General features: G+C 69.8%; 21 protein-coding genes and 1 pseudogene. 8 read left to right on the forward strand and 14 right to left on the reverse strand.

Annotation, left to right across the window (positions count from 1 at the left end; translation table 11 throughout):
- Position 1: 1 nt before the first annotated feature.
- Positions 2–775, forward strand: a complete 774-nt coding sequence (locus tag PV679_RS03995; protein WP_319678671.1) for an SRPBCC family protein — start codon at positions 2–4, stop codon at positions 773–775.
- Positions 776–825: 50 nt separating this feature from the next.
- Here the strand turns inward: PV679_RS03995 and PV679_RS04000 are convergent, their stop codons facing one another.
- The 5 genes from PV679_RS04000 to PV679_RS04020 all read right to left on the reverse strand — a co-directional run bounded on the left by PV679_RS04000 (position 826) and on the right by PV679_RS04020 (position 7426).
- Entirely contained in the window at positions 826–1782 is a 957-nt protein-coding gene (locus PV679_RS04000) for a LysR family transcriptional regulator (protein WP_319678670.1), read from the reverse strand.
- 148 nt (positions 1783–1930) lie between these two features.
- Positions 1931–4291, reverse strand: coding sequence for a glycoside hydrolase family 3 N-terminal domain-containing protein (locus PV679_RS04005; RefSeq protein WP_416069651.1), 2361 nt, complete (start codon positions 4289–4291; stop codon positions 1931–1933).
- A 47-nt stretch (positions 4292–4338) separates the two neighbouring features.
- Positions 4339–5157 carry a carbohydrate ABC transporter permease gene (locus PV679_RS04010; RefSeq protein ID WP_319678669.1) on the reverse strand — a complete coding sequence of 273 codons (819 nt, stop codon included), beginning with the start codon at positions 5155–5157 and terminating at the stop codon, positions 4339–4341.
- Positions 5157–6095, reverse strand: coding sequence for a sugar ABC transporter permease (locus PV679_RS04015; RefSeq protein WP_319678668.1), 939 nt, complete (start codon positions 6093–6095; stop codon positions 5157–5159). Before PV679_RS04015 ends, PV679_RS04010 begins: the two co-directional genes overlap by 1 nt.
- Before the next feature lie 32 nt (positions 6096–6127).
- Positions 6128–7426 (reverse strand): ABC transporter substrate-binding protein, encoded by a 1299-nt coding sequence (locus PV679_RS04020; protein ID WP_319678667.1) that lies wholly within the window; start codon positions 7424–7426, stop codon positions 6128–6130.
- Positions 7427–7554: 128 nt separating this feature from the next.
- On the opposite strand from PV679_RS04020, the gene PV679_RS04025 reads away from it, so the two are divergent.
- Both PV679_RS04025 and PV679_RS04030 read left to right on the forward strand, forming a co-directional pair.
- Positions 7555–8595: a LacI family DNA-binding transcriptional regulator gene (locus PV679_RS04025; RefSeq protein WP_416069650.1), complete on the forward strand. Its 1041-nt coding sequence runs from the start codon at positions 7555–7557 to the stop codon at positions 8593–8595.
- 56 nt (positions 8596–8651) lie between these two features.
- Positions 8652–8897: a DUF2277 domain-containing protein gene (locus PV679_RS04030; RefSeq protein WP_319678665.1), complete on the forward strand. Its 246-nt coding sequence runs from the start codon at positions 8652–8654 to the stop codon at positions 8895–8897.
- A gap of 121 nt (positions 8898–9018) precedes the next feature.
- On the opposite strand, the gene PV679_RS04035 is transcribed toward PV679_RS04030, so the two are convergent.
- The 5 genes from PV679_RS04035 to PV679_RS04055 all read right to left on the reverse strand — a co-directional run bounded on the left by PV679_RS04035 (position 9019) and on the right by PV679_RS04055 (position 15112).
- Positions 9019–9657, reverse strand: a complete 639-nt coding sequence (locus PV679_RS04035) for a DedA family protein (RefSeq protein WP_319678664.1) — start codon at positions 9655–9657, stop codon at positions 9019–9021.
- A gap of 336 nt (positions 9658–9993) precedes the next feature.
- Positions 9994–10431 (reverse strand): DoxX family protein, encoded by a 438-nt coding sequence (locus PV679_RS04040; RefSeq protein WP_319678663.1) that lies wholly within the window; start codon positions 10429–10431, stop codon positions 9994–9996.
- 64 nt (positions 10432–10495) lie between these two features.
- Positions 10496–12577, reverse strand: coding sequence for an FAD/NAD(P)-binding protein (locus tag PV679_RS04045; protein WP_416069649.1), 2082 nt, complete (start codon positions 12575–12577; stop codon positions 10496–10498).
- Positions 12578–12703: 126 nt separating this feature from the next.
- A complete protein-coding gene (locus PV679_RS04050; RefSeq protein ID WP_319678661.1) occupies positions 12704–14362 on the reverse strand; it encodes an alkaline phosphatase D family protein in 1659 nt (552 codons plus the stop codon).
- A gap of 96 nt (positions 14363–14458) precedes the next feature.
- On the reverse strand, positions 14459–15112 hold the full coding sequence (locus PV679_RS04055; protein ID WP_319678660.1) for an HNH endonuclease family protein: 654 nt from the start codon (positions 15110–15112) through the stop codon (positions 14459–14461).
- A 363-nt stretch (positions 15113–15475) separates the two neighbouring features.
- On the opposite strand from PV679_RS04055, the gene PV679_RS04060 reads away from it, so the two are divergent.
- Positions 15476–15994: a hypothetical protein gene (locus PV679_RS04060; protein ID WP_319678659.1), complete on the forward strand. Its 519-nt coding sequence runs from the start codon at positions 15476–15478 to the stop codon at positions 15992–15994.
- Positions 15995–16162: 168 nt separating this feature from the next.
- On the forward strand, positions 16163–16621 hold the full coding sequence (locus tag PV679_RS04065; protein ID WP_319678658.1) for a MarR family transcriptional regulator: 459 nt from the start codon (positions 16163–16165) through the stop codon (positions 16619–16621).
- Between the two features lie 53 nt (positions 16622–16674).
- On the opposite strand, the gene PV679_RS04070 is transcribed toward PV679_RS04065, so the two are convergent.
- Both PV679_RS04070 and PV679_RS04075 read right to left on the reverse strand, forming a co-directional pair.
- Positions 16675–17352: an HAD-IA family hydrolase gene (locus tag PV679_RS04070; protein WP_319678657.1), complete on the reverse strand. Its 678-nt coding sequence runs from the start codon at positions 17350–17352 to the stop codon at positions 16675–16677.
- A 98-nt stretch (positions 17353–17450) separates the two neighbouring features.
- The gene (locus PV679_RS04075) at positions 17451–18335 is read right to left on the reverse strand and encodes a peptidoglycan-binding domain-containing protein (protein WP_319678656.1); all 885 of its coding nucleotides are present in this window, start codon (positions 18333–18335) and stop codon (positions 17451–17453) included.
- Positions 18336–18483: 148 nt separating this feature from the next.
- Between PV679_RS04075 and PV679_RS04080 the strand changes: the two genes are divergently transcribed.
- Entirely contained in the window at positions 18484–20532 is a 2049-nt protein-coding gene (locus tag PV679_RS04080) for an MDR family MFS transporter (protein WP_319678655.1), read from the forward strand.
- A 94-nt stretch (positions 20533–20626) separates the two neighbouring features.
- On the opposite strand, the pseudogene PV679_RS04085 reads toward PV679_RS04080, so the two are convergent.
- Positions 20627–21121, reverse strand: a pseudogene (locus tag PV679_RS04085) (GNAT family N-acetyltransferase); the annotation flags it as partial.
- 132 nt (positions 21122–21253) lie between these two features.
- Here PV679_RS04085 and PV679_RS04090 point away from each other — a divergent pair.
- Together PV679_RS04090 and PV679_RS04095 are read left to right on the forward strand one after the other, a co-directional pair.
- Entirely contained in the window at positions 21254–21877 is a 624-nt protein-coding gene (locus PV679_RS04090) for a hypothetical protein (RefSeq protein ID WP_319678654.1), read from the forward strand.
- Positions 21877–22638, forward strand: coding sequence for a hypothetical protein (locus PV679_RS04095; protein WP_319678653.1), 762 nt, complete (start codon positions 21877–21879; stop codon positions 22636–22638). The genes PV679_RS04090 and PV679_RS04095 overlap by 1 nt, the downstream gene beginning before the upstream one ends.
- A 73-nt stretch (positions 22639–22711) precedes the next feature.
- On the opposite strand, the gene PV679_RS04100 is transcribed toward PV679_RS04095, so the two are convergent.
- On the reverse strand, positions 22712–23377 hold the full coding sequence (locus tag PV679_RS04100; protein WP_319678652.1) for an O-methyltransferase: 666 nt from the start codon (positions 23375–23377) through the stop codon (positions 22712–22714).
- Positions 23378–23468 lie beyond the last annotated feature (91 nt).

The following is a 23468-nucleotide window of genomic DNA, read 5'->3' on the forward strand; positions in this document are numbered from 1 at the left end:
AATGCGGATCGACAACGAGTTCACCGTCGGAGTGCCGATCGACGAGGCATGGGAGGCGCTCACCGACCTGGAGGGCATCGCGCCGTGCATGCCGGGCGCGCACCTCACGGGCGTCGACGGTGCGGTCTGCAGCGGCGAGGTGGAGATCAAGGTGGGCCCGGTGATCAGCCAGTACGCGGGTACGGCGCAGCTCGTCGAGAAGGACGAAGCGGCGCACCGGGCCGTGATCCGCGCCAAGGGAAGCGACTCCCGGGGCGCGGGAAACGCGACGGCGCTGATCAACGCGGAGTTGCGGCCGGAGGGCGCGGCGACGGTTGTCACCGTCGCGACCGATCTGGATGTCACCGGCGAGATCGCTCAGTTCGGCAGCGGGATGATCAAGGAGGTCTCGGTGAGGCTGGTGGACCGGTTCGTCGAGAACCTGGAGGCCGAACTGCACCCGCTGACGACCCCGGACCACGGGCCCGGCATCTCCTCGGACGCGGCGAGCGAGCCCGGCCCGGTCGTCGGTACGGGCATGCTGTCCGGCATGGCGTCTCCGGCGCCCGGCGGTACGGGCGAGGTCCGCTCTCCCGGCGCCGCGGCGTCGAGCGGGACACCGGAGGCGGACGGAACCAGCCAGGTGCCGACACCGCACCATCCGGGGCAGCGGCAGCAGGTCGAGCCGCTTGATCTGATGAGCCTCGCGGGCACCTCCATCTACCGGCGTTCCATTCCGATCATCGCCGGCGCGCTGGTCGTCGCCGCGCTGATCGTCTACTTCCTGGTCCACTGACCGGCTACGGCGCGCTGCCGCGGCGGATCGGGTGCGCTCACCGATGGGGCCTAACTCCAGTGGGTCACATGGATCGCGGGACGGAAGCGCCCCGCCGTGACGCCAGCGCTCCGCTGCATCGCCTGGATCGCGCCTGGCGTCGTGAGGAAGCGGATCAGCTCGGACACGGCAGCCGGCGCGCTCGGTCCGTCCAGCGCGAGGCTGCTCCAGACGCCCTTCGCGGGAAGCGGTGGCGCCGTCAGCCGCTTGAGATCGCCGCGCGCGAGATCCTCCGCGACGGCGAAGGACAGACCCAGTGCCACACCCTTGCCGTGCTTGGCCTCCTCCAGTGCGGCGGCATGGCTCTGGAAGATCCGCTGGTGCTCCTCGTCCAGATTGAGCCGGCGCAGGACCGTGGGAACGATTCCGGTCCGGCCGGTGGCCGAAGGGCCGAGCAGCCAGGTCTGCTGCCGCAGCTCGCTCGTGCTCGCGTGCCTCGTCGCGAGCGGATGGCGCGCTCCGACGACGCCTACCACCTGGTAGTTGAGGAACGGCGCGGCGCTGATCGCTTTGTCGACTTCCGCCGGGCGTGGGCCGAGCGCCACATCGACCGCGCGGTTCAGCAGCAGCGTGCTGAACCGCTCCGGGCACTGCACACTCAGCTCGACGTCGAGATCGTCGGCGCGGCTCGCGAACAGTTCGATGAGGCCGGGCGCCGCGTGCTCGGCGAAGAGACTCGACGCGGCGACCCGCAGCAGCCGTCGGCCCGATCCCGCCTGGCTGACCTCAAGCAGGGTGCGGTCCTGGAGTCCGAGCAGTTCCGCGGCCCGGCCGGCCAGTCGCAGCCCGCCGGGAGTGAACGCCAGCCCGGCGCCGGTGCGCGCGTACAGTTTGTCGCCGAGTTCTCCGCGCAGACGCGCGATATGCGTCGAGACCGCGGCCTCGGAGACCGACAGATCCGCCGCGGCGGCCTTGACCGATCCGAGCCGGACGACCGCCGCGAAGGCTCGTAGCTGGGCGGGCGTCATATCTGCCTCCCAGCGAACCGAGCCGGCGGTCTTTCATGGCGACCGCGGCGACGTGCCCCAAATTATCCTCCGTGACGGTGAGCGGCCACAGGACCAGGGCCCGCACCCCGTCCCGGACGGAGTGGCGGGCCCTGGTCGCTGTCCGCGCTCAGGCCGGGACGTCCCGGCTGACGGTGAACCGGGCGTGCAGCTCGCGGGTGTGGTCCACGTGCCGTACCGGACCCGTCAGTACCGCTCCCGCGGTGAGCCGGATGTCGGTACTGGACGCGGCCAGCCGCAGCTCCAGCTCACCCGGCTCGACCACGCGCCGCCCGTCCCGGCCGGTGAAGGAGGCGAGATCGGCGGGTACGGTCACGCCGACCCTGACCCGCTCGTCCGGCTCCAGAGGAATCCGGACGTAGCCGATCAGCCGCTGCACCGGCTGGACGACCGAGGCGACGGGGTCGTGCAGATAGAGCTGCACCACTTCCGCGCCCGGCCGCTCTCCGGTGTTGCGGACGGTGAAGGACAGCTCCACCGAACCGTCCGTGTCCGCCCGGAGCGGGTCGCCTGCCTCCAGGTCCGACCACGCGAACGAGGTGTACGTCAGTCCGTGCCCGAAGCCGAAGGCCGGTGTGGGATCGATGCTGGAGACCTCGCTGACGCGGGCCAGCGTGGCCGCCAGATAGGTGGACGGCTGCGCGCCCGGGAGCCGTGGGACGCTGACGGGAAGGCGTCCCGACGGGTTGATCCGGCCGCTGAGGACTCCGGCGAGGGCCGGAGTGCCTTCCTGGCCGGGGAAGAAGGACTGCACGATGGCGTCGGCCTCGTCGGTGGCCCGGCCGAGGGCGTACGGGCGTCCCGCCAGCAGCGTCACCACCACCGGCGTACCGCTGTCGAGAAGCGCGTCGAGGAGCCGGCGCTGCACACCGGGCAGCTCCAGGGACTCCGCGTCGCATCCTTCTCCGCTGGTGCCCCGGCCGAAGAGTCCCGCCCGGTCGCCGAGGGCCGCGACGACCAGGTCCGCGTGGCGGGCCACGCGGACCGCCTCGGCGAATCCGTCGGTGTCGGCGGAGTCGATGCCCGCGCCCCGCACCGTGATGATCTCGCTGCCGGGAAACTCGGCGGCCAGAGACTCCCGGAGCGTCGGCAGTCCGACGCCGGCCGGTGTGCCCGGGTGCTGGGATCCGACATGGACGGGAAAGGAGTAGCAGCCCAGGACGGCCGTGGGAGTGTCGGCCTGCGGGCCGACGAGCGCGATCCTGCGGGGCCCGTCCAGCGGGAGCGTGCCGTTGTTGCGCAGCAGGATCACCGACTGCTCGGCGAGCCGGCGGGAGATGTCGCGGTGCGCGGCGGAGTTCAGACTGACGGTGCCGCGCAGCGCCTGCGGATCGTCGAGCGCGGCGCCGGCCAGGGCCGGTGGCAGAGGACTCCAGTCCGGATCGAGCAGCCCGAGCTGGGCTTTCTGCGTCAGGACGCGGCGCAGCGCGCGGTCGATCGTCTCCTCGGAGAGTTCTCCGGCGGCGAGCGCGTCCCGCAGTGGCTCTCCGAAGGTCTTCACGGTCGGCAGTTCCACATCGACGCCGGCCGTCAGTGCGGCGACTGCGGCGCCGCTCCAGTCGGCGGCCACGCCGTGCAGCGTCTTGAGGAAGGCGATACCGAAGTAGTCGGCCACCACCGTGCCGTCGAAGCCCCAGGTGTCGCGGAGCAGTCCGGTCAGCAGCTCCTCGTCGGCGGCGCAGGGCACGCCGTCGGTATCGGTGTACGCGTGCATGACGGACCGTACGCCGCTCTCCCGCACCGCCATTTCGAACGGCGGCAGCATCACATCGGCGCGCTCTCTGGCGCCCATGCTCACCGGAGCGAGGTTGCGTCCGCCCCGGGAGGCCGAGTAGCCCACGAAGTGTTTGAGCGTGGCCACGATCCCGGCGGACTCCAGGCCCTGGATATAGGCGGTGGCGGTGGTGCCGACGAGATACGGGTCCTCGCCGATGGTCTCCTCGACGCGGCCCCAGCGCGCGTCGCGCACCACGTCGAGCACCGGGGCCAGGCCCTGGTGGACACCGACCGACCGCATGTCGTGGCCGATCGCGCCCGCCATCCGCCGTACCAGGTCCGGGTCGAACGCGGCGCCCCACGACAGCGGGACGGGATAGGTGGTGGCGCCCCAGGCGGCGAAGCCCGCCAGACACTCGTCGTGCGCCATGGCGGGGATGCCGAAGCGGTTGGCCGCCACGATGCGCTGCTGGGTGCGCGCCAGGGACACGGCGCCCAGTGCGGGATCGACGGGGACCGTCCCGAAGGGCCTGGTGAGCTGGCCGAGGCCGTGCGGAAGCAGCTCCTCCAGAGACGGCGGCTTGTCCATGTCGTGCTGGTGCGGGGCGACTTCGGCGCCGTCGGCGGAAGCGCCCGCCCACAGGCCGTAGAGCTGTGCGAGTTTCTCCTCCGGGGTCATGGCGGAGATCAGTGTCTCGACCCGTTCGGCACGGTGGTCGCGGAGGCCGGGCGCCGGGGCGCCGGACGCGGGGATGTCGGAGGCCGGGGTGCCGGGGCGGGTATCGGCGGTCACGTTGTCGTTCACTTTCCTCCGACGCCCATCAGCCCCTGGACCAGGGCGCGGCGCGCGAACAGGTAGACGAGCAGGACGGGCAGCGTGGACAGGACCACGGCGGCCAGCAGCCCGGGGATGTTGATCCCGTACTGGGTCTGGAAGTTGTACAGCCCGAGGGTGAGCACCTTGGTGTTCTCGGACTGGGTCAGTACGAGCGGGAAGAGGAAGCCGTTCCACGCCTGGAGCGCGGAGAAGACGACGATGGTCGCCAGCCCGCTCTTGGACAGCGGTACGACGAGCTGGAAGAAGACCCGCCGTGTGTCGGCTCCGTCGAGGGCCATGGCCTCGAAGAGTTCGTCGGTGATGTCGCGCATGGTGCCGGTGAGGATGAGCGCGCAGACCGGCAGACAGAACGCGGCGGTCGGCAGGATGACACCGATGAGGTTGTCGTACAGGCCGGCCTGGCTGATGACATAGAACATCGGGACGATCACCGCCTGGGCGGGGATCGCCAGGCCCAGCAGAAAGAGCCGGAAGACCCGCGAGGTGGCCCGGCCCCGGTTGCGCACGATCGAGAAGGCCAGCGGCGGTACGAGGAGCAGCACGATCACCACGACACTCGTCGTGACGATCACGGTGTTGAGGAAGTACTGGCCGAAGCCGTTGGAGAAGTCCTGGACGTAGTTGGTCAGGCTGAAGGTCTTCGGGAACGCCAGCGGACCGTTGGCGCTGTACTCCGCGCGGGACTGTACGGTCGCGCCGAGCATCACATAGACCGGCAGTCCCACCAGGCACAGCCACAACAGGGCGCCGAGCCCGGCGAGATAGTTGGGGCGGCGCCTCATCACAGGCCTTCCTTCGTGCCGGCCATTTTGTCGTAGCCGGAGATCCGTACGACGATCAGCGAGATGGCCGTCGCCACGAGCACCAGCAGCAGCGCGACGGCGGCGCCCGCGCCGAAGTCGAAGCCCTTGAACGCCTTTTGGTACATGTAGTAGGCGCTGATGGTGGTGTCGGTGCCCGGTCCGCCCTGGGTGAGGATCAGCACGGTGTCGAAGGTGGTGAGTCCGCCGACGACCATGAGGATCACCGACGTGATGATCGAGTTGCGTAGCTGCGGCAGCGTGATGTGGAAGAACTGCCGTACGGTCCCGGCGCCGTCGATGGCCGCCGCCTGGTAGAGGACCGTCGGGATCGCCCGTGTCGCGCCCTGGTAGATCAGCGCGTGCAGCGGCGTGAACTGCCACGCGCCGACCAGTACGAGGACACCGATGGCGCCGGTGCGCGTGCCCAGGAGATTGCCGTCCCCGAAGAGCCAGCGCGCCTGCGCGGGCACTCCGAAGTTGGGGTCGAGCAGCGCCCGCCACAGCACGGACACCGCCGTGGCGGACAGCAGCAGCGGGATGAAGAAGACGGCCGACAGGACCGCCCTGTTCCGCTGGGGACCGGCGGCCCAGACGCCGAGCAGGATGCTCAGCGGCGTCTGGACCGCCACGCCCAGCACGGTGAGCAGCACGCTCAGCCAGAGACTTTTGATCATCACCGGGTCGTGGAACAGCGCGGTCCAGTTGTCGAACCCGGCGAATGTCGGCGATCCCAGACCGCTCCAGCTTGTGAAGGACAGCACGGCGACCAGTGCCAGCGGGACGATCGCGAACAAGGCGAAGAACAGGGTGGCGGGCAGGGCCCAGCCCAGGCCGGGGCGGGCGACTCCGCGCCCGCCCGGACCGGGCCGCTGTGACTGCCGCCGTTCGCCCTTCGCCGGGGCGGAGAGGGTAACCATGTCGGACGTCACTCTCAGTTCTGGTTCTCGGCTCAGGCGGTGGTCAGGGCCTGCATGGACGTGATGAAGCCGGCCGCGTCGAGCTGCCCGTTGAAGAACTGCTGGACCGCCACATAGATGGGCGTCATGTTCGCGGGCGGATACGCCTGGTCCCACGAGAGCTGGAACGCGGGAGCCTTGTCGACCAGGTCGAGCTGGTACTTCAGGTACTCCGGGTTGTCCGAGGAGTCCAGGAACTTACCGGTGTTCGTGGTGGTGGGCAGATTGCCGATGGCGAGCTGGGCCTTCACGAACTCGTCCGAATACATCAGCTTGAGGAACTTCGCTATGTCGTCGGCGTGCTTGGTGCTCTTGCGCACCGAGTAGAAGTTGTTGGTGTTGCCGACGAGGTCGGCCGCGTCGCCCTTGCCGCCGTCGACACTGGGGAAGGTGGTGTAACCCAGGTCGTTCTTGGCGAAGTCGGGGCTGGCGTCCTGGTGCGTGGAGTACGCCCAGGAGCCCATCAGCTCGAAGCCCGCCTTGCCGCCGGCCAGCAGGGCCGGGGAGCCGCCGTCGGTGAACTTCACGGAGTCGTAGTTGGTGCCGAACGCGCCCGCGTCGATCAGCTCCTTGAGCATGCTCAGCGCCTTCTTGCTGTCGGCGCTCTCCCAGGCGCTCTTGTCACCGGACAGCGCCTTCTCGAACAGCCCGGGACCCGCCACCCGGTCGTAGAGGTACTCGAACCACATCAGCGTCGGCCACTTGTCGCCGCCGCCGAGCGCGATCGGCGTGACGCCCTTCGCCTTGAGCTTCTTCACCGAGTCCAGCAGCTCGTCCCAGGTCTTCGGCGGCTGCACGCCGGCGTCCGCGAGCACCTTGCTGTTGTTGAACAGCAGGACCGGCTGGGTGCCGCGCATGGGAACGCCGTACGCCTTGCCGTCGACCATGGCCGTGTTGAAGACCGACGGCAGGAAGTTGGACTTCAGCCCCGGGTCCTTCTTGATCAGGTCGTCGAGCGGCATCAGCAGGTCCGCCTTGACGAACGGCTGGATGCTCCCGCCGCCCCAGTTGAAGAACACGTCCGGCGCCTGCGGAGTGCCGATGACGGTCTGGAGCTTCTGCTGGTAGTCCGCGCCCGGGACGGTGTCCAGGACGGCCTTGACCTTGGAGGTCTTGTTGAACGTCGCGACGATCTGCTTCTCCACCTTGTTCGCGGAGTCGCCGTAGACGAGTACGTGGAACTCCCCGGCACCGGAGGAGGAGGCGTTGCCGCCGCAGGCCGCCAGGCTCAGGCCCAGGACAAGCGTCGCGCCGCCGGCGACGGTGCGAAGAAACCGTGCGCGTGTCTTCATCGATCGACCTCTCGAAAGTATCGGCCACATTGCCGAAAGTCTTCTGTCGAGCGACCGTAGGTTTCTCTTCCGGGACGGTCAACAGCGCTGTCGCTGCGCTATCAAACCGTTACAAGCGGCGGTGCCCTATCCTTCAGTCCATGCGTGATGACAGGAGTACGGGCCGAGTCACCCTGGCCCAGGTGGCTTCGCAAGCCGGCGTATCCCTCTCGACAGTTTCGAAAGTCCTCAACGGGCGCCCCGATGTGTCGGCCCCTACCCGTGTGAAGGTCGAGGAGCTGCTGGAGGAGCACGGTTACCGGCGCTCCGCGCCCACGCCTCCGGAGTCACCGCTGGTCGAGATCGTCTTCCACGAGCTGGACAGCACCTGGTCGATGGAGCTGATCAGAGGCGTCCAGAGCGTCGCCAAGGAGGCAGGGCTGAGCGTGGTCCTCACCGAGACCGGCACCCGGCACTCACCGGGAGCCGACTGGGTCGAGGGCGTGTTGCGCCGCCGCCCGCTGGGCGTGGTCCTCGTCTTCTCCACGCTGCCGGACGATCTCAAGAAGAAGCTGTGGTCCCGGGCGATCCCGTTCGTCATCATCGACCCGGCCGGCGACCCGGAACCCGATGTGCCGTCCGTGGGCTCCGCCAACTGGGCGGGCGGGGTCGCGGCCACCCGTCATCTCATCGACCTCGGCCATCGCAGGATCGCCGTCATCACCGGCCCCGAGGACATGCTCTGCTCTCTGGCGCGGCTCGACGGCTTCCGCTCGGCCATGGGCATGGCCGGACTCGACACCGACCCGGCGCTGGTGAGATTCGGCGACTTCCATGTCCGCTCCGGCCATGCGCACGCGATGGAACTGCTGCGGGATCCCGACAGACCGACCGCGATTTTCGCGGGCAGCGACCTCCAGGCACTGGGTGTGCTGGAGGCGGCCCGGGTGCTCGGGCTCCAGGTCCCGCAGGACCTCTCGGTCGTGGGATACGACGACATCCCGCCCGCCCAGTGGTCCAGTCCGGCCCTGACCACCGTGCACCAGCCGCTCGCGCAGATGGCCGAGGAGGCCACCCGGATGCTGCTCCGGCTGCGCCACTCCGACCAGGCCGACGCCCGTATCGAATTCGGCACCCGGCTGGTCGTCAGAGACAGCACGGCGGCCCTGGAGGCCGGGACGGACCGTTAGCGGGACCGGCACGGAACCGGCGGCGCCTGCCGCCGGGTCTCGGTCACACTGGAGGCATGTGCCGCAGCATCAAGACCCTCCGCCCGCCCGTCCTCCCCGAGGAGGCCACCGAGGAGGACATCCGGGCCGCCGCCCTGCAGTACGTACGCAAGGTCTCCGGCTTCCGTGAGCCCGCAGCGCACAACCGCGTGGTCTTCGAACAGGCGGTCGACGAGATCGCCGAGGCGACCGAGAGGCTGCTCAAGGGCATCGAGGTACGCGGCTCGGCGAGGCCGGCGCCCGGGGAGGCTCAGGGAGCCTGAAGCGGCGCGGCCGGGAAAAGTTGGCCAACGGGGCAAGTTTTCTCAGAAGCAGGGGTTTTCCCGCCGGGAAAAGTGCTCCTCCGGGGCAAGTCCGGCCCGTGTGAGGGACAGCCGACGGTCCTCAGACCGGCTGCGCCGACGGACGGCGCATGATGTACGCGGCCAGCGTGCCCGCCGCGAACAGCGCCAGTACGGAGATCGCGGCGCCCACCCAGCTCGCGCCCAGCCACTGGCCGCCGAAGTAGCCGAGGCCCACGCTGTAGCCGGTCCAGGCCACGCCCGCCAGCGCCGACCAGGGCAGGAACTCCTTCACCGTGCGGTGTGCCGCGCCCGCGCCGAGCGAGACGACCGAGCGGCCCGCAGGAGCGAAACGGGCGATGACGACAAGGATTCCGCCGCCGCCGCTGAGTGCCGCGCCGAGGCGTTCCTGCGCGGTGGTGAGCCGGCGTGACCGGGCGATGGCCCGGTGCAGGCGTTCGCCGCCGCGCCAGGCCAGCCGGAAGGCGACGAGATCGCCGAGCACGGACGCGCCGGCCGCGCACAGCATCAGGATGATCAGCGACGGCACCTCGCGAGGCACGTGCGCCACCTTGTCGGCGGCCTCCGCGACCGTGGTCGAGCCGGCGGCGGCCGCCGTGGCGGCCGTGATCACCAGAACACCGCTGGGAAGCACCGGCAGAAACACATCGAGCAGTACGGAGGCGCCTACGACGGCGTATATCCATGGACTGCCCGTCAGCGACCCCAGACTCTCCAGCACCTTGTGACTCCCCGCCCCGTTCTCCGAAAACGCCGCGATGTCGCAAGGGAGCGGCAGGGGCGGCTGCAGCCATACAGCGTACGCCCGTGGGCGGCGGACAGATCGGCCAGGTGTGAAATGAAGCCAGCTCGGAGAGCGCGGCCGGATCATGGAATGTCATGGAATGAGGCCGGTCCGTGGCGCGAAGCCGGTCCGTGGCCCAGGACCGGTCCATGCGTGAACGGCGTGCCATGAAGGAGCGGCGGCCCGTGGGACGGACGGCGGCGCCGTGCGAGCGGCGCCCGGACCCCGGTCGCGGGTCCGGGCGCCGTCACATCGGCGCCGTCCGGTCGAATGTCAGGCGGCGACGGCCGTACGCGTCTCCTGCCTCTCCTCCTCCGAGCCTCCGCCGGAGGAGAACAGCCGGTCCACGGAGAGCGCGCCCGGGCCGGTGAAGACGATCAGCAGGAACGTCCAGGCGAATATCGCCGCCGCTTCACCACCGTTCTCCATCGGGAAGAGCCCCGTGGGCTGGTGGACATTGAAGTAGGCGTACGCCATGGAACCAGAGGCCACCAGTGCCGCGATCCGGGTCCCGAGGCCGAGGAGCACCAGGCCGCCGCCGACGAGCTGGATCACGGCGGCGTACCAGCCCGGCCAGGCACCGGCTGGAGTCGTGTCGTTGCCGAACAAGCCGAAGAGCGTGGCGGCACCGTGGCAGGCGAAGAGCAGCCCGACGACGATGCGAAACAGGCCCAGCGCGTACGGCTGGGCGTCATTGAGGCGTGTGGACATGGGGGGTTGTACTCCTTCGATCAATGGTCTGGACCGATGAGAAGCTCCCTCACGTTAGGCATCCCTAATCAATGCTTGCAAGTTCAACATCCTGTCGGGGATCAATTCGCGCCGAGTGCCGCGCCTGCCCTCGGACCGAGGTCCGCAAGGCGGCGCGTGCCACCGCGTCGGTGTCCGAGAGCATCACCGAATCGACTCCCGGCCGTGCTCCCGCGGCCGTCACCCAGTGCACCCCTTCCGTGGGCACACCGAGAGCGAACCTCCTGGAGTGGATTTCGCCCTCGCGGCCTATCAGGTGGTACGGACGGCGTGTTACATCCACCCCACCGGTTTCGTAACCACCGACGGCGTGCGGCCGGCACTGACCGGTCTTCAGGAGCCGTGACAGCAAGGGATCACGGCTGCGCCGCAGATCCGCCTCCGGCAGCCGGGCCTCCACCAGCGTCCTCGCCCTGACGGCGGATCCGGACACGTCCGGAGACTCGGCGACGAACACGCCGTCCCCTGTCCGTACGGTCATGCGCGGGCCGATCACATCCAGCACGCCCGCCTCGATCAGGGCCGCCATCTCCTCGATACGGCGGCGCGGCGGGCCGATGGAGAGAAAGGCGTTCAATGGTGTGTACCAGCGGTCGAGATGATCGCGGCGGGAGGTGCCGGAGAGACCCGAGTGGTCCACGATCTGCCGCAGCTCATTGCGGAGATCGCGCAGCACGTCCAGCGCGGCCTTGAGCGGACCCGCGACATTGCCGAGCGCCGCCTGTGCCGCGTCCTGGCGCAGATGTGCCATCAGCCAGGCGCGGTGATCCGCCGGATCCCGGAAGGTCCTCCCGCCGTACGGACGCGTGATCGCGTCCCAGGACCAGCGGTCCGCCGGACCGATCCCGGCCTCGTCGAGCGCGGCTGCCTCCTGCGTGCTGCCGTGCGGAGCCCCGAGGAAGCGGTCGAGGAAGCGCTCGCGGAAGCTCGGCGGCCGGCCGGCGGCCGTCATCGCCGTCCCGTAGAAGACCGCCTCCACCTCCTTGGCGACCAGTGGCCATATCTCGGTGAGGAAGTCCGGCGGGTCGCCCTCGCCCGCGCGTTTGCGGAACACCGCGATCACATCCGGGGTCAGCACCAGCGGCAGGTGCCGGCCGGACGGTCCCTTCGCGTTGTCCCCGCGCGCCTGGTACGGAACGCCGCGCCGCGATCCCGCGTAGAGCCGCGGCTCCCGCCCCGAAGGTTGGTATACGAGAACGCCGTCGCCGGTCCCGCGCGCGAAGGTGCCTCCCCGGCCCGCTGTCAGCAAGGCCATGTGGTCGAAGAAGTTGAGGCCGAGCCCGCGCAGCAGAATCGGTTCGTCCGGCTCGATCGCGGAGAGATCGACCTCCGCCGGGTTCGCCGGCGGCACATAACGCAGCCGATGACGGACGGCGTACTCCGCCAGGACCGCCTGGGTCTGTCCGGAAACCACCGGCAGATGACCCTGCGCGAGGACGACGGCGGAGAGGCCGGAAATCGTCGTGCCATTGTCGAGTGTGAGCGTCTGGGTCGGGTGGTGCGCCGAGGACAGAGCGGGCGAATCGAGCGAACCGGGTGTGGCGGGCGGGACTGCCGGGTCGAGGAACGCGCTGTCGGCGTCGTCATCGAGACGGATCGCGAGAGCCCGGTGGACCGTGACCGTCACATTCGCCGGAGCGCCCTCCACCGTCCGGCGAAACGCCCACTCCAGATAGCGGCCGTAGGCGGCGCGGCTCGGATAGTCGTCCGGACCGAGCCGCTCGGCCGGGCGGCTCGCGGCCCACTCGTACAGGCTCGGACCCGGGCGTATCGGACCCTCGCACTCGACGCTCCGGTCGGTGAAGACCGTCACTTGCGAGGCCACCGTGTTCATCAGCAGCTCGGCCGGCTGGTCGGTGCGCCAGACGCGGCCCGCGCCGGGCGGCGCCGGGTCGACGAGATGGACCGTCAGCGGTGTGCCGGCGGCCAGTTCGGGTACGGACGCACAGAGTCTTTCGAGGACCGAGGTGCCGCGGGGACCGGCGCCGACGACGGCGAGTGAGCGGGGCAGGTGCTGCCGTACATCGGACAAAGCTGTGACTCCCGGGGCATGTGGGGTGCGGGAAGGGGAACGGCCCGCCTCTGGAAGCGGAATGGTCCGCCTCATCATGCCGTTGGTGCCACGGCCGCCGAACCGTTGGGCCAAGGATCACGCCTTGTGGCAAGGATCACGGACGCGCGGACAAGGGCCACTGAACCGGTGTCCGGCCGCCGCTGACCCGCCGTCGGCAGATCAGTGGCCCGGTGTCAGCGTCCTCTCATGGACGGTCACCAGTTCCGCGGTCTCGCCGCGGGCGCGGGCATGGTCCAGCCGGAGCTCGGCCGAACGGCCGCGCATCGTCAGGGTCATGAGCTGATTTCCGAACCAGGGTCCGCCCGTCTTGCGCCAGTTGACCGACGGATCGGGCACCCGCCCGTGCCGTGCCAGGGCCTTGCCCAGATACCGGCTCAACCGGCTCCAGCCGAAGCGGAATCCGAACCTCATCGAGGCCGGGATGGAGTTGTGCACCGGCGAACAGGTGAGCTGGAGGACGCGCGCGTCCGGGTCGCCCGCCCGCCACGAGGGCTCGGCGACATACGCGTGGTGCACATCGCCCGACAGTACACACACCGTGGCCGGTGCCTCGGGCCCGCTGCCGGCCTCCGAGATCAGCGCCGCCAGCTTCTCGAAGGAGTCGGGGAAGGCCGCCCAGTGCTCCAAGTCGGCGGCCCTGCGCAGCCATTCACCGAAGCGCGCCCAGCGCGCGCCGCGTTCGCCGCGGCTGAGCGCGGAGTCCCAGGACTCCACGTCATGGATGAGCGGTGGCAGCAGCCAGGGCAGTGAGGTACCGACGAGGAGATGGTCGTACGAGCCGCGCCCGTCCAGCGCCTGCTCGCGCACCCACAGCGCCTCACCGTCGTCGAGCATCGCGCGGTGCTGCTCCTCCAGCACTCGCGCGGCCCGGGAGTCGACCATCAGCAGCCGCGTGCGGCCGAAGTCGCGCCGGTAGCTCCAGCGCGCGCACGCCGGATCGCGGTCGGCCTCGGAGGCGAAACGCCGCAGCAGGTCGGTGCCGTCGGGGTCGGCGCGTATCGCCGCGTACAGCTCGTCCGTCGCCAGTTCCGCGGGAGAGAGATTGCCGAGATGCTGATAGACCCAGTACGACATCAGCCCGCTGAGCACGCGCTCCTGCCACCAGGGCTTCACGCGCATGTCGGCCACCCAGGCGGCGCTGGTGTTCCAGTCGTCGACCAGATCATGGTCGTCGAAGATCATCGAGCTGGGGACGGTGGAGAGCAGCCAGCGCACCTGAGGATCGCCCCAGGACTCGTCGTAGAGATGGGTGTACTCCTGGTAGTCCGCGACCTCCTCGCCCGGCGGCTCGCTCAGATCGCGGCGCTGGGCCAGCCAGTGCTGTGTCTTCTTCGAGGTCTCGTCCGCGTACACCTGGTCACCGAGGAGCAGCAGTACGTCCGGGCGTACGGCGTCCGGGTCGGCGGAAATGCGGGTGGCGAGGGTGTCGAGCGCGTCGGGTCCGACCGGGTCCGGCTCGCCGTGCGGCGGCGAGGCCCAGCGGCAGGAGCCGAAGGAGACGCGCAGCTCGGTTCCGGGCGAGGAGGCGTCGGGCGTGCGGATCGTGCTCGGCGGGAAGGGAGAGTCCTCGGGCGGCCAGACGCGGCGGTCGTCGAGCAGTACCTCGTACGGAGTCGCGGTGCCCGGCGTCAGCCCGGTCACCGTGATCAGCGCGTAGTGGTGGCCGGAGATCTGGAAGGTACGCGTCGTGCCGTAGGCGCCGTCCTCGCAGCGGACCTCCGCCGTGCAGGGGCGGTCGGCCTCGATCCAAACGGTCGCTGTGCCGCCGCCGTCCCAGTCGACGTACCTCAGCAGTGGTCCCAGGCGCAGCCCGGTCATAGATGCCCTCCTCCGTCGCCCCGTACGGTACGGAACGACGGAGGGCGCGGGGAGGGCGGTCCGGTGTGATGAGCGTCCCGGTCCAGGAACCGCAGGTCAGCAGCCGTTGAGGACGCTCTGGAGCGCGCTCTTCTCGGCGGAGTCGACGCTCAGGTTGTAGTACTTCTTCACCTGCACCCAGGCGCGGACGTAGGTGCAGCGGTACGCGGTGCGCGGCGGCAGCCACTCCGCGGGGTCCCGGTCGCTCTTCGACTGGTTCACATTGTCCGTGACGGCGATGAGCTGCGGACGCGTCAGGTCGTTGGCGAAGGACTGCCGCTGCGCGGTGGTCCAGCCGCTGGCGCCCGAGGTCCAGGCTTCGGCGAGCGGCACCATGTGGTCGATGTCCACGTCGGACGCGGCGGTCCAGGTCGCGCCGTCGTACTCGGAGTACCAGCTTCCGCTCGTGGCCGAGCAGCTTGAGCTCTGCTGGACGTTCGAGCCGTCGCGCTTGAGGACGACCTCTCGCGTGTCGCAGGAGCCGGACTGCGTGATCCAGTGCGGGAACGCGTCACGGCTGTAGCCGCTGGAGGAACCTTCCGCCTTGACGGTGAGCTGGCCGAGGTAGGTGCGGGCGGTGGCGGCGCTGACCGGCGTCGGCAGAGCGGCCTGAGCGGTGGGAGCGGTGAGCAGCGTGGTCGCGGTGGCGAGGGCGGCCGATGCGGCGAGGACGGCTATACGGGGCACTCGACGCGCGTAGATACCGGACATGCGAACTCCCTTGGGATGGGGGGAACCTGACCTGACCGTGCGAGGCTGCGGGCCCGGCCGTGCGGGTCGTGGCCCGGCCGCCATCGTGTCGGCGGTGGGTTGCCGCGGAGTGGGTGTCAGGTAACAGCGTGACGACATGAGCACGTCACATCAAGAGGCCAAAGGTGGCGATCTCGCGCCTGGCGCAGGGGCAATTGGGGTGATTGAGCGCAGAGTTGCCGCGCGCGGCGGGGCGCGCGGCGGCGGTTGATGTCCTGACGTCGCGTCCGGTCGGTGACCTGCCGCGCGGCGCACCGGCCGTGGTGATGGTTACGATCCCCGGGATCATCAACCTGGGGAGGGGCCATGGCCGAGGGGCCGAGCATGGAACAGACGGTGGAGCTGATCTACCGGCCGACCGCGCGGGACTTCGCCGCCGCGCTGCGAGCGCGGCGCCGGGCGAGTCCGATGGCGCGCCGGCAGCGAAAGATCTTCGCCATCGGTCTGCCTTTCATCGCCTTCTGTGCGGTGATGGCCGTCATCACCGGAGGTGGCGTCAGTGACATTCCGGTGCCTCTCCTCGTGCCGGCCCTGTTCGCTCTGGTCGCCGTTCCGCTGATGCCCCGGCTCCAGGCCAGGGCTTTTCAGAAACTGGCGGAGAGGCAGGGAGAGTTGCGCACTGTGGTCGCAGCCGCTGGTCTGCACATCACAACGGATCACTCCTCCACGGCCATGGACTGGACAACGCGGCCACGTCTCGCCGAAGGCCCTGACGTCTTCGTGCTGTTGAGTCCCGACAAGCATGGGTTCGAATTCACCGTGCTGCCCAAACGCGCGGTGGCGACTCCGGCCGAGATGGAGCATCTGCGCTCGCTGCTCGACCGGCACACGACCCGCGCCTGAAGGCCGTTGCGTAATCCATCCCTGGCGGATCGGCGTCAACGCCCGGTGGACCGGCGCGATCCTTGGTGGACCGGCGTGCGACGGCGCGCGCGACGCGTCTTGACCTCAATCGAGCTTGAGGTCCTACCGTCGTCATGTCCGGTGATCGCTCGAAGGGGGCGCGTTGGCATGGCAATCAAGGAGTACTCGCGGGAGGAACTGGCCGCTCAGCCCATTGGTGCGTGGAGCGGTGAGGCATACCGCCGAGTGGTGGGAGCTCTTCGCGAACAGCTCGCGGCGGAGGATCTCACTCAGCCGCACTGGTGGACGCTCAACCATGTCGCCGGGCAGCCGGGCGTCTGGAGCCGTGCGACGCTGACGGAGCGGCTGACCTCGTACGACGACCTCGGCATCGACTTCGACGGTGTCTTCGAGGATCTGCTCGCTCGCGGCTGGGTCACGGAGAAGGCGGGACTGATGACCTTGACCGAGGCCGGAGAGGCCGGCCGCCTCCGGGCCAGGGAGCGCAACTGGCGTATCCACGAGCAGACGCATGAAGGCATCGACACAGCCGACTTCGTGACGACGATCAACGTCCTGCGTCGCATGGTGGCGAACCTGGGCGGCAACGGTGACTTGCCCGACTGACAGTTCCTCAAAGAGGCGTGCGGTGAGGTGATGGCCGGCCTCGCCGCTGCCGGTCAGGCCGTCACATAGAGGCGGATGCCGCCCTCCGCCGTCGGTTCCACCCGGAGCTGTGTCAGGTCCTCGACATGGGCGTCCGGAGACATCGCCTTGGCTCGCGGGCCCACGCCCACCACGCGCATGCCGGCCGCCCGGGCCGCCGTGATGCCCGCCTCGGAGTCCTCGAAGGCCACGCAGTCCGCAGGCGCGAGGCTCAGGGCCTCCGCGCCCTTGAGGAAGCCCTCCGGGTGGGGCTTGCTGGCCGTGACGCTTTCGGCCGTGACGCGGATCTTCGGCATCGGGAGGTCCGCCGCCGCCATGCGGGCGTCCGCCAGAGGTACGTCCGCCGAGGTGACCAGCGCGTGCGGGAGCGCGGCGATGGCCGCCATGAACGCCGGCGCGCCGGGGATCGGGACGACGCCGTCCGTGTCGGCCGTCTCCCGGGCGAGCATCAGGCGGTTGTCCGCGTAGTTGAGCTCCATGGGCCGTTCCGGGAGCAGTACGGCCATCGTGGCGTAGCCCTGGCGGCCGTGGACGACCTTCATGACCTCGTCCGGGTCCAGATCGTGGTCCACCGCCCAGCCGCGCCAGACGCGCTCGACCGAGGCGTCGGAGTTGACGAGGGTGCCGTCCATGTCGAGGAGCAGGCCCCGGGCGGTCAGGACGGACGTCGTGGGCGAAGCGGTGGCCGGCATCGGCGGACTCCAGAGGGCGTGAGCGGAGACAAGCGGCTCCGCCCGCCGGTCAGGGAGTACGGGCGAAGCCACTTTGTTTCGTCATTGTACAAAAGAGCTCAGTGTCCGCGACCCCGGCCCCTGGTTTCTGCCTCCAGGGCGCGCCGGGTGTTTGGACCGTAGACGCCTTCAGGATCTCCCTCGATGTGCTTGTACGACTGGTAGACGCGCACGGCGCCTTCCACGCGCTGGTCGTACTCGCCGTTCGAAGGCCCGCGATACAGCCAGATCTCCTCCAGCCGGTTCTGCAGCTCGACGACCTCAGGGCCGGAGTCACCGGGGCTCAGTGAGCCGCCCGCGGGCGGCTGGACCGGCTGCGGCGGAGGCTGGGTCGGAGGCTTGGCGGAGGCCGGGGCCGACGGCGCCCGCGGCGCGGTCGAGCGCGGCGCGCTCGCCGTCGGCGCCGGTGGCGGAGCCGGTTGTGAGGAGACCGTCGCCGGCGCGGAGTGTGACGCCGACGCGGTGACCGACGGCGTCGACGCGTCCGGCTCCACGAGGTTCGACGAAGGCAGCGGCGGGAGCGTCTCGTCCGGCAGCGCCCGCTCCTGCCGGTCGCCCGGGAACAGTCCCGCGACGATCACCGCGGTCCCGATCACCGCAATGGCCGCCGCGCCGATGACCACCGCCTTGAACGGCTTACGGCGGGACGGTGACGGTGGCGGCGCCGCCGGAAGCGGCTCCACGGCCGGTGGCCCGACGGGGCCGCTCTCCGTCGCGAGAGGCGGCAGCGGACCCGCCGTACGGAACGCCGTCGGCGCCTGCCCGTCCCCGGCGCCGAGCGTCACATACGGACGCAGGCGCAGCGGATCGAAGTCCTCCGCCGCCGCGATCTCCGCGGAGCGCCCGGCCTGTACGGCCTGTGTCGCGCGGTCGGCGCAGTCGCAGCCGGGTCTGCCTTCGGTGGCACGCGGCGTTTCGCACTCAGGACAGAGCTGTCCGGTCAACGTGGGTCCCCTCCCCTTGAACTGCCAGCGATTATGCAGGCCCTTTCCGAACGGCGTACGCACGCCCGTGGTCCACAAGGATGTTCGGCAGGCCATAACGGGACAGAGCGGACAGGATGGAGATTCGCAGACCCCGAGGAGATGTCCCATGGCTCAGGAAGTGCGCATCCCGGCTGTGAGTCCGGCCCCCGGCGAGGGCCAGACACCGCGCACCGTGATGCTCGCCATCAGCGCACTGCTGATGGGTTTGCTACTCGCTTCGCTCGACCAGACCATCGTGTCCACCGCATTGCCGACCATCGTCAGCGATCTCGGCGGCCTGGAGCATCTTTCCTGGGTCGTCACCGCGTATCTGCTGGCCTCGACCGCCGCCACCCCGCTCTGGGGCAAGCTCGGTGACCTGTACGGCCGCAAGAGGCTCTTCCAGACCGCCGTCGTGATCTTCCTCGCCGGCTCCGCACTCTGCGGCATATCCCAGAACATGGCCCAGCTCATCGGCTTCCGCGCGCTCCAGGGGCTGGGCGGCGGCGGCCTGATAGTCCTGGCCATGGCGATCGTCGGCGATATCGTCGCGCCGCGTGAACGCGGCAAGTACCAGGGCCTGTTCGGCGCCGTCTTCGGTACGACCAGCGTCCTCGGCCCACTGCTCGGCGGATTCTTCACCCAGCAACTGAGCTGGCGCTGGGTCTTCTACGTCAATCTGCCGATCGGTGCCGTCGCTCTGCTCGTCATCGCCGCCGCGCTGCGCATACCGGCGCGCTCGGCCAAACACACCATCGACTATCTCGGCACCTTCCTGATCGCGGCCGTCGCCACCTGTCTGGTGCTGGTCGCCTCGCTCGGCGGTACCACCTGGGCCTGGGGCTCGGTCCAGGTCATCGGTCTCACCATCCTCGGACTCGTCCTGCTCGCCGTCTTCATCCGGGTCGAGCGACGCGCGGCCGAACCCGTGCTGCCACTGCGGCTCTTCCGGGTCAGGACCTTCACACTGGTCGCGCTCATCAGCTTCATCGTGGGCTTCGCCATGTTCGGCGCGATGACCTATCTGCCGACATTCCTCCAGGTGGTGCAGGGAGTGACACCCACACTCTCCGGCGTGCGCCTGCTGCCCATGGTGCTCGGCCTGCTGATCACCTCCACCTTGTCCGGGCAGATAGTCAGCCGTACCGGCCGCTGGAAAGCGTTTCCCATCCTCGGTACCGCCGTGACCGCCGTCGGACTCCTGCTGCTCCATCAGCTCACTCCGGCCAGCGGCGCCTGGATGATGAGCGTCTACTTCTTCGTCTTCGGCGCGGGCCTCGGACTGGTCATGCAGGTGCTCGTGGTCGTCGTCCAGAACGCCGTCAGCTACCAGGACCTGGGCGTCGCCACCGCGGGCGCGACCTTCTTCCGCTCCATCGGAGCGTCCTTCGGCGTCGCCGTGTTCGGTACGGTCTTCACCAATCTCCTCATCGGCAAGCTCGGCGACGCCCTGGCCGGCCGGCGGCTCCCGCCCGACATGGGCCCGAGCCAACTGGCCGCCGACCCGAGAGCCGTCGAACGGCTGCCGGCCGAGCTGCGGCCCGCCGTACTGAACGCGTACGCGACCTCCATCACCGATGTCTTCCTGTACGCCGTGCCGGTCGTGCTCCTCGCCTTCGTCGTCGCCTGGTACATCAGGGAGGACAAGCTGCGGGGCTCGGTGACCGCGCCGGAGATCACCGAGACCCTGGCGTCCAACCCGGTCGAGCGCTCCTCCCGTGACGAGGTGGCCCGCGCCCTGTCGGTCCTCGGCACGCGTGAGGGCCGCCACCGGATCTACGAGACGATCACCGCGAAAGCCGGCTACGACCTGCTTCCGGCGGCCAGTTGGCTGCTGCTGCGCATCAGACGCCAGGGCTCCGTCAGGCCCGGTCTGCTCGCGGACACCATTCCCGTACCGCTCAAGTCCCTCACCGACGCGTCGCGGCAGGTGGAGGAGCGGGGGCTGGCCCATCGCGAGGGCCTGGAGCTGACGCTCACCGACCGCGGGGCGCGGACGGCGGACGCGCTGTCACAGGCGCGCGAGGAGTCGCTCACCGAACTGCTGGGTGACTGGTGGGGGCCCGACCGGCCCACCGATCTGGTGCGGCTGGTACGGGAGTTGAACAGCGAGCTGTGCGGCTCCGACGGCGAACGCCCGCACGCACCCGAGCCGCCGAGGGATCACGCGGCCTGAGAGCCTGTCGGGTGGTCTTCGGCCGGAGGTCATTCGACGGGCTCCGGGCCGCCGTACACGCGCTGCCGGAGTCCTGTCCGGCAGCGCGCGCCGTGAGCCGCTTGCCGTACCAGATCTCGCTGTACGGGCCTTTCTCGCCGTACGCCGGGATCTCCCGGAAGCCGTGCTTGGCGTACAGCCCCCGCGCCTCGACCAGATCGAGCCGGGTGTCAAGGACGAGCCGGCCGGCTCCCAGCCGCAGCGCGGCTTCCTCCAGAGCGGCCAGCAGAGCCCCGCCGCCCCCGGTGCCGCGTACGGCGGGACTCACATACACCCGCGTCAGCTCCGCCGTGTCCGCGTCCAGCAGCCGCAGCCCGCCGCAGGAGGCGGCCTCGCATCCGTACCGTCCGACGACTTCGTACCGTCCGACGACGAACTCGCCCGTGGGCGGGACGAGGTGATCGGGCGGATCATCGGCGAGCCCCCGGTCGATCTCGGCCGTCGTCGCCGCGCGTCTCCAATAGCGGCTCGCCACCTCGGCGTAGTAGGCGCGGCGCAGCCGGCGGGCGTCTGAGGTGTCGAAGGACTCGGGTCGGACGGACCAGTTCATGGTCATCTCTGTACCTCGGCACCGGACCGTTTGGCCACCGGATTCCGGGCAACCCGTGACGGTGAACGACCCGTTGCGAGCAGTACCGAAACGAGTACGAGCCGAGACGAGCCGAGAACCAGGAAGGCAACCATGTCCACAGTCCTGATCGTCGTCGCTCTGATCGTGGTGTTTGTGATCATTGTGGCCGCGGTCCTGTATCTCGGGCCCGGCAGGGCAAGCGGGCGAAGCGGACTGAAGCGCCGGTTCGGCCCGGAGTACGACCGTGTTGTCGCCCGCCATGACGGTGACAGCAAGGCCGCCGAGCGAGAGCTGACCGATCGGGTCCAGCGCCATGGCGACCTGCGGCCGGAGCCTCTCACCGCGGAGCAGCGCGAACAGTACGTGGCCCGCTGGGCCGGACTCCAGGAGCGTTTTGTCGACGCGCCGCGGGAAGCGGTCGCGGAAGCCGACCGGCTGGTCGCGCGGCTGGCGGAAGAGCGCGGCTATCCCGACGGTGCGCGGTACGACGAACAGCTCGACGCCCTCTCCGTCCACCACGCGCATCAGGTGGACGGCTACCGCAGGGTGCATCAGGTGGCCTCGGAAGACGGCCGCGGTGCGAGCACGGAGGAGCTGCGTGAGGCGATGGTCGGCGCGCGCGAGCTCTTTGAGCGACTGATCCTCGCCCGCCCGGAGGAGAGCGGCAGGAGCCGCCCCGGGAACGCCGGCCGGAACCGGAACTTCTCACTGCGGCCCAAAGGGAGTGGTGCGTGATGACATACGACGCGGAGAATGAGCGGAAGAACCAGGAGATACCCGTGGCCGACCGGACTGACCGGACTGACCGGACTGACCGGACTGACCGGACTGACCGGACCGACCGGGACGGAAAGGCGCGCGAGCGTTCCGCCGCGAGCCGCGAGGCCCGTGAGGTGCCCGGGAGCCGTGAGACCCGCGAGCAGGCCGGACCCGCCGGGACCCGTGACCAGGCCGGTCCCGTCGACAACCGGATGGCGGCCGTCAGGCCCGTGCGTCCTCCCGAGAGCGCGGAGACCGTCAGGCCTCTCCACAGCCGTCGGGCCGACGAGACGCGCGGACCGGCCAAGCCGTCGCACGCTCCGGACACGACTCCGGACGGGACCACGGCCACGACCGCCGGCGGAGCGTCGGGCCGTACGGAGAGCCGGACGGACGGCCGGACCGGCGGCAAGAGTCCCGGGCGCGGTACGGACCACACCAGCGGGCAGTTGTTCCCGCAGGACGAGAGCGACAAGCTGGCCCAGCGTCTCCAGGAGGCCCTCAACACCTTTGTCGACGGGCCGCGGCGCTCCGTCGAGGAGGCGGCCGGTGTGCTGGAGGAGGCCGCCGAGCGGCTGACGAACGCGCTTGCCGAGCGGCCCCGTTCGCTGCGCGCGAGCTGGGACGGAGACGCCAAGAGCGACAAGAACCGTACGGCGGACGGCTCCGACACGGAGGATCTGCGGCTCGCGCTGCGGAGCTACCGCGAGGTGACGGAACGCCTGCTCCGCATCTGACCGGAGTCGCGTCGGACCAGGAGGCGGTGGGCAAGGGACGGCCCGCCGCCTCCGTACGCGCGCCGCGAAGCGGTCAGTTGACGCGGGCCAGCGCGAAACCGTCGTATCCCTTGCTGCCCACCGTCTGGATCGCGGTCGCGGACAGCCGCGGATCGCCGGCCATCAGCTCGATCAGGCGCCGGGTGCCCCGCACCGAAGGATCGGTGCTGTCCGCGTCGGCAACCGCGCCGTTCCGTACGACGTTGTCGCCGATGATGACGCTGCCCGGACGCGTGAGCTTCAGCGCCCACTCCAGATAATGCGGGTTGTTGGGCTTGTCGGCGTCGATGAAGACGAGATCGAATGGGCCCGTCCCGGCCGCGACGAGATCGGCGAGCGTCTCCAGCGCGGGCCCCGTCCTGACCTCGACGACCTTGTCGAGTCCGGCGCGTGCCAGATTGGCGCGGGCCACGTCCGCGTGCACGGGGTTGTACTCCAGCGAGACGAGCCTGCCGTCGTCGGGCAGCGCGCGGCCCAGCCAGATGGTGCTGTAGCCGCCGAGTGTGCCGATCTCCAGGATCGTACGAGCGCCTTGGATACGGGCCAGCAGATGCAGCAGCTTGCCTTGGTTCGGAGCGACATTGATGGCGGGCAGACCGGCCGCGTCACTGGCGGCGAGCGCCGCCGAGAGCACATCGTCGGCCGGGACGAGCTGATCGGTGAAATAGCTGTCGACAGCGTTCCACTGCTCCTGGGACATGAGGGCCTCTCGTGGACGGCAGAGTTAGTTCCCGCTGGGAACATATCCTAGTCGGCCCGCTGTGACGGAGAAGCGCGTCCGGGACATGGAA

This window comes from Streptomyces sp. AK02-01A, from assembly GCF_033795305.1.
Taxonomy (GTDB): Bacteria; Actinomycetota; Actinomycetes; order Streptomycetales; family Streptomycetaceae; genus Streptomyces.

What these genes read in the sequence shown, in the direction of transcription:
- PV679_RS03995 (WP_319678671.1), top strand. Translation starts at nt 2, where the DNA reads ATGCGGATCGACAACGAGTTCACCGTCGGAGTGCCGATCGACGAGGCA.
- PV679_RS04000 (WP_319678670.1), bottom strand. Translation starts at nt 1,782, where the DNA reads ATGACGCCCGCCCAGCTACGAGCCTTCGCGGCGGTCGTCCGGCTCGGA.
- PV679_RS04010 (WP_319678669.1), bottom strand. Translation starts at nt 5,157, where the DNA reads ATGAGGCGCCGCCCCAACTATCTCGCCGGGCTCGGCGCCCTGTTGTGG.
- PV679_RS04015 (WP_319678668.1), bottom strand. Translation starts at nt 6,095, where the DNA reads ATGGTTACCCTCTCCGCCCCGGCGAAGGGCGAACGGCGGCAGTCACAG.
- PV679_RS04020 (WP_319678667.1), bottom strand. Translation starts at nt 7,426, where the DNA reads ATGAAGACACGCGCACGGTTTCTTCGCACCGTCGCCGGCGGCGCGACG.
- PV679_RS04030 (WP_319678665.1), top strand. Translation starts at nt 8,652, where the DNA reads ATGTGCCGCAGCATCAAGACCCTCCGCCCGCCCGTCCTCCCCGAGGAG.
- PV679_RS04040 (WP_319678663.1), bottom strand. Translation starts at nt 10,431, where the DNA reads ATGTCCACACGCCTCAATGACGCCCAGCCGTACGCGCTGGGCCTGTTT.
- PV679_RS04045 (WP_416069649.1), bottom strand. Translation starts at nt 12,577, where the DNA reads ATGAGGCGGACCATTCCGCTTCCAGAGGCGGGCCGTTCCCCTTCCCGC.
- PV679_RS04050 (WP_319678661.1), bottom strand. Translation starts at nt 14,362, where the DNA reads ATGACCGGGCTGCGCCTGGGACCACTGCTGAGGTACGTCGACTGGGAC.
- PV679_RS04055 (WP_319678660.1), bottom strand. Translation starts at nt 15,112, where the DNA reads ATGTCCGGTATCTACGCGCGTCGAGTGCCCCGTATAGCCGTCCTCGCC.
- PV679_RS04060 (WP_319678659.1), top strand. Translation starts at nt 15,476, where the DNA reads ATGGAACAGACGGTGGAGCTGATCTACCGGCCGACCGCGCGGGACTTC.
- PV679_RS04065 (WP_319678658.1), top strand. Translation starts at nt 16,163, where the DNA reads ATGGCAATCAAGGAGTACTCGCGGGAGGAACTGGCCGCTCAGCCCATT.
- PV679_RS04070 (WP_319678657.1), bottom strand. Translation starts at nt 17,352, where the DNA reads ATGCCGGCCACCGCTTCGCCCACGACGTCCGTCCTGACCGCCCGGGGC.
- PV679_RS04080 (WP_319678655.1), top strand. Translation starts at nt 18,484, where the DNA reads ATGGCTCAGGAAGTGCGCATCCCGGCTGTGAGTCCGGCCCCCGGCGAG.
- PV679_RS04090 (WP_319678654.1), top strand. Translation starts at nt 21,254, where the DNA reads ATGTCCACAGTCCTGATCGTCGTCGCTCTGATCGTGGTGTTTGTGATC.
- PV679_RS04095 (WP_319678653.1), top strand. Translation starts at nt 21,877, where the DNA reads ATGACATACGACGCGGAGAATGAGCGGAAGAACCAGGAGATACCCGTG.
- PV679_RS04100 (WP_319678652.1), bottom strand. Translation starts at nt 23,377, where the DNA reads ATGTCCCAGGAGCAGTGGAACGCTGTCGACAGCTATTTCACCGATCAG.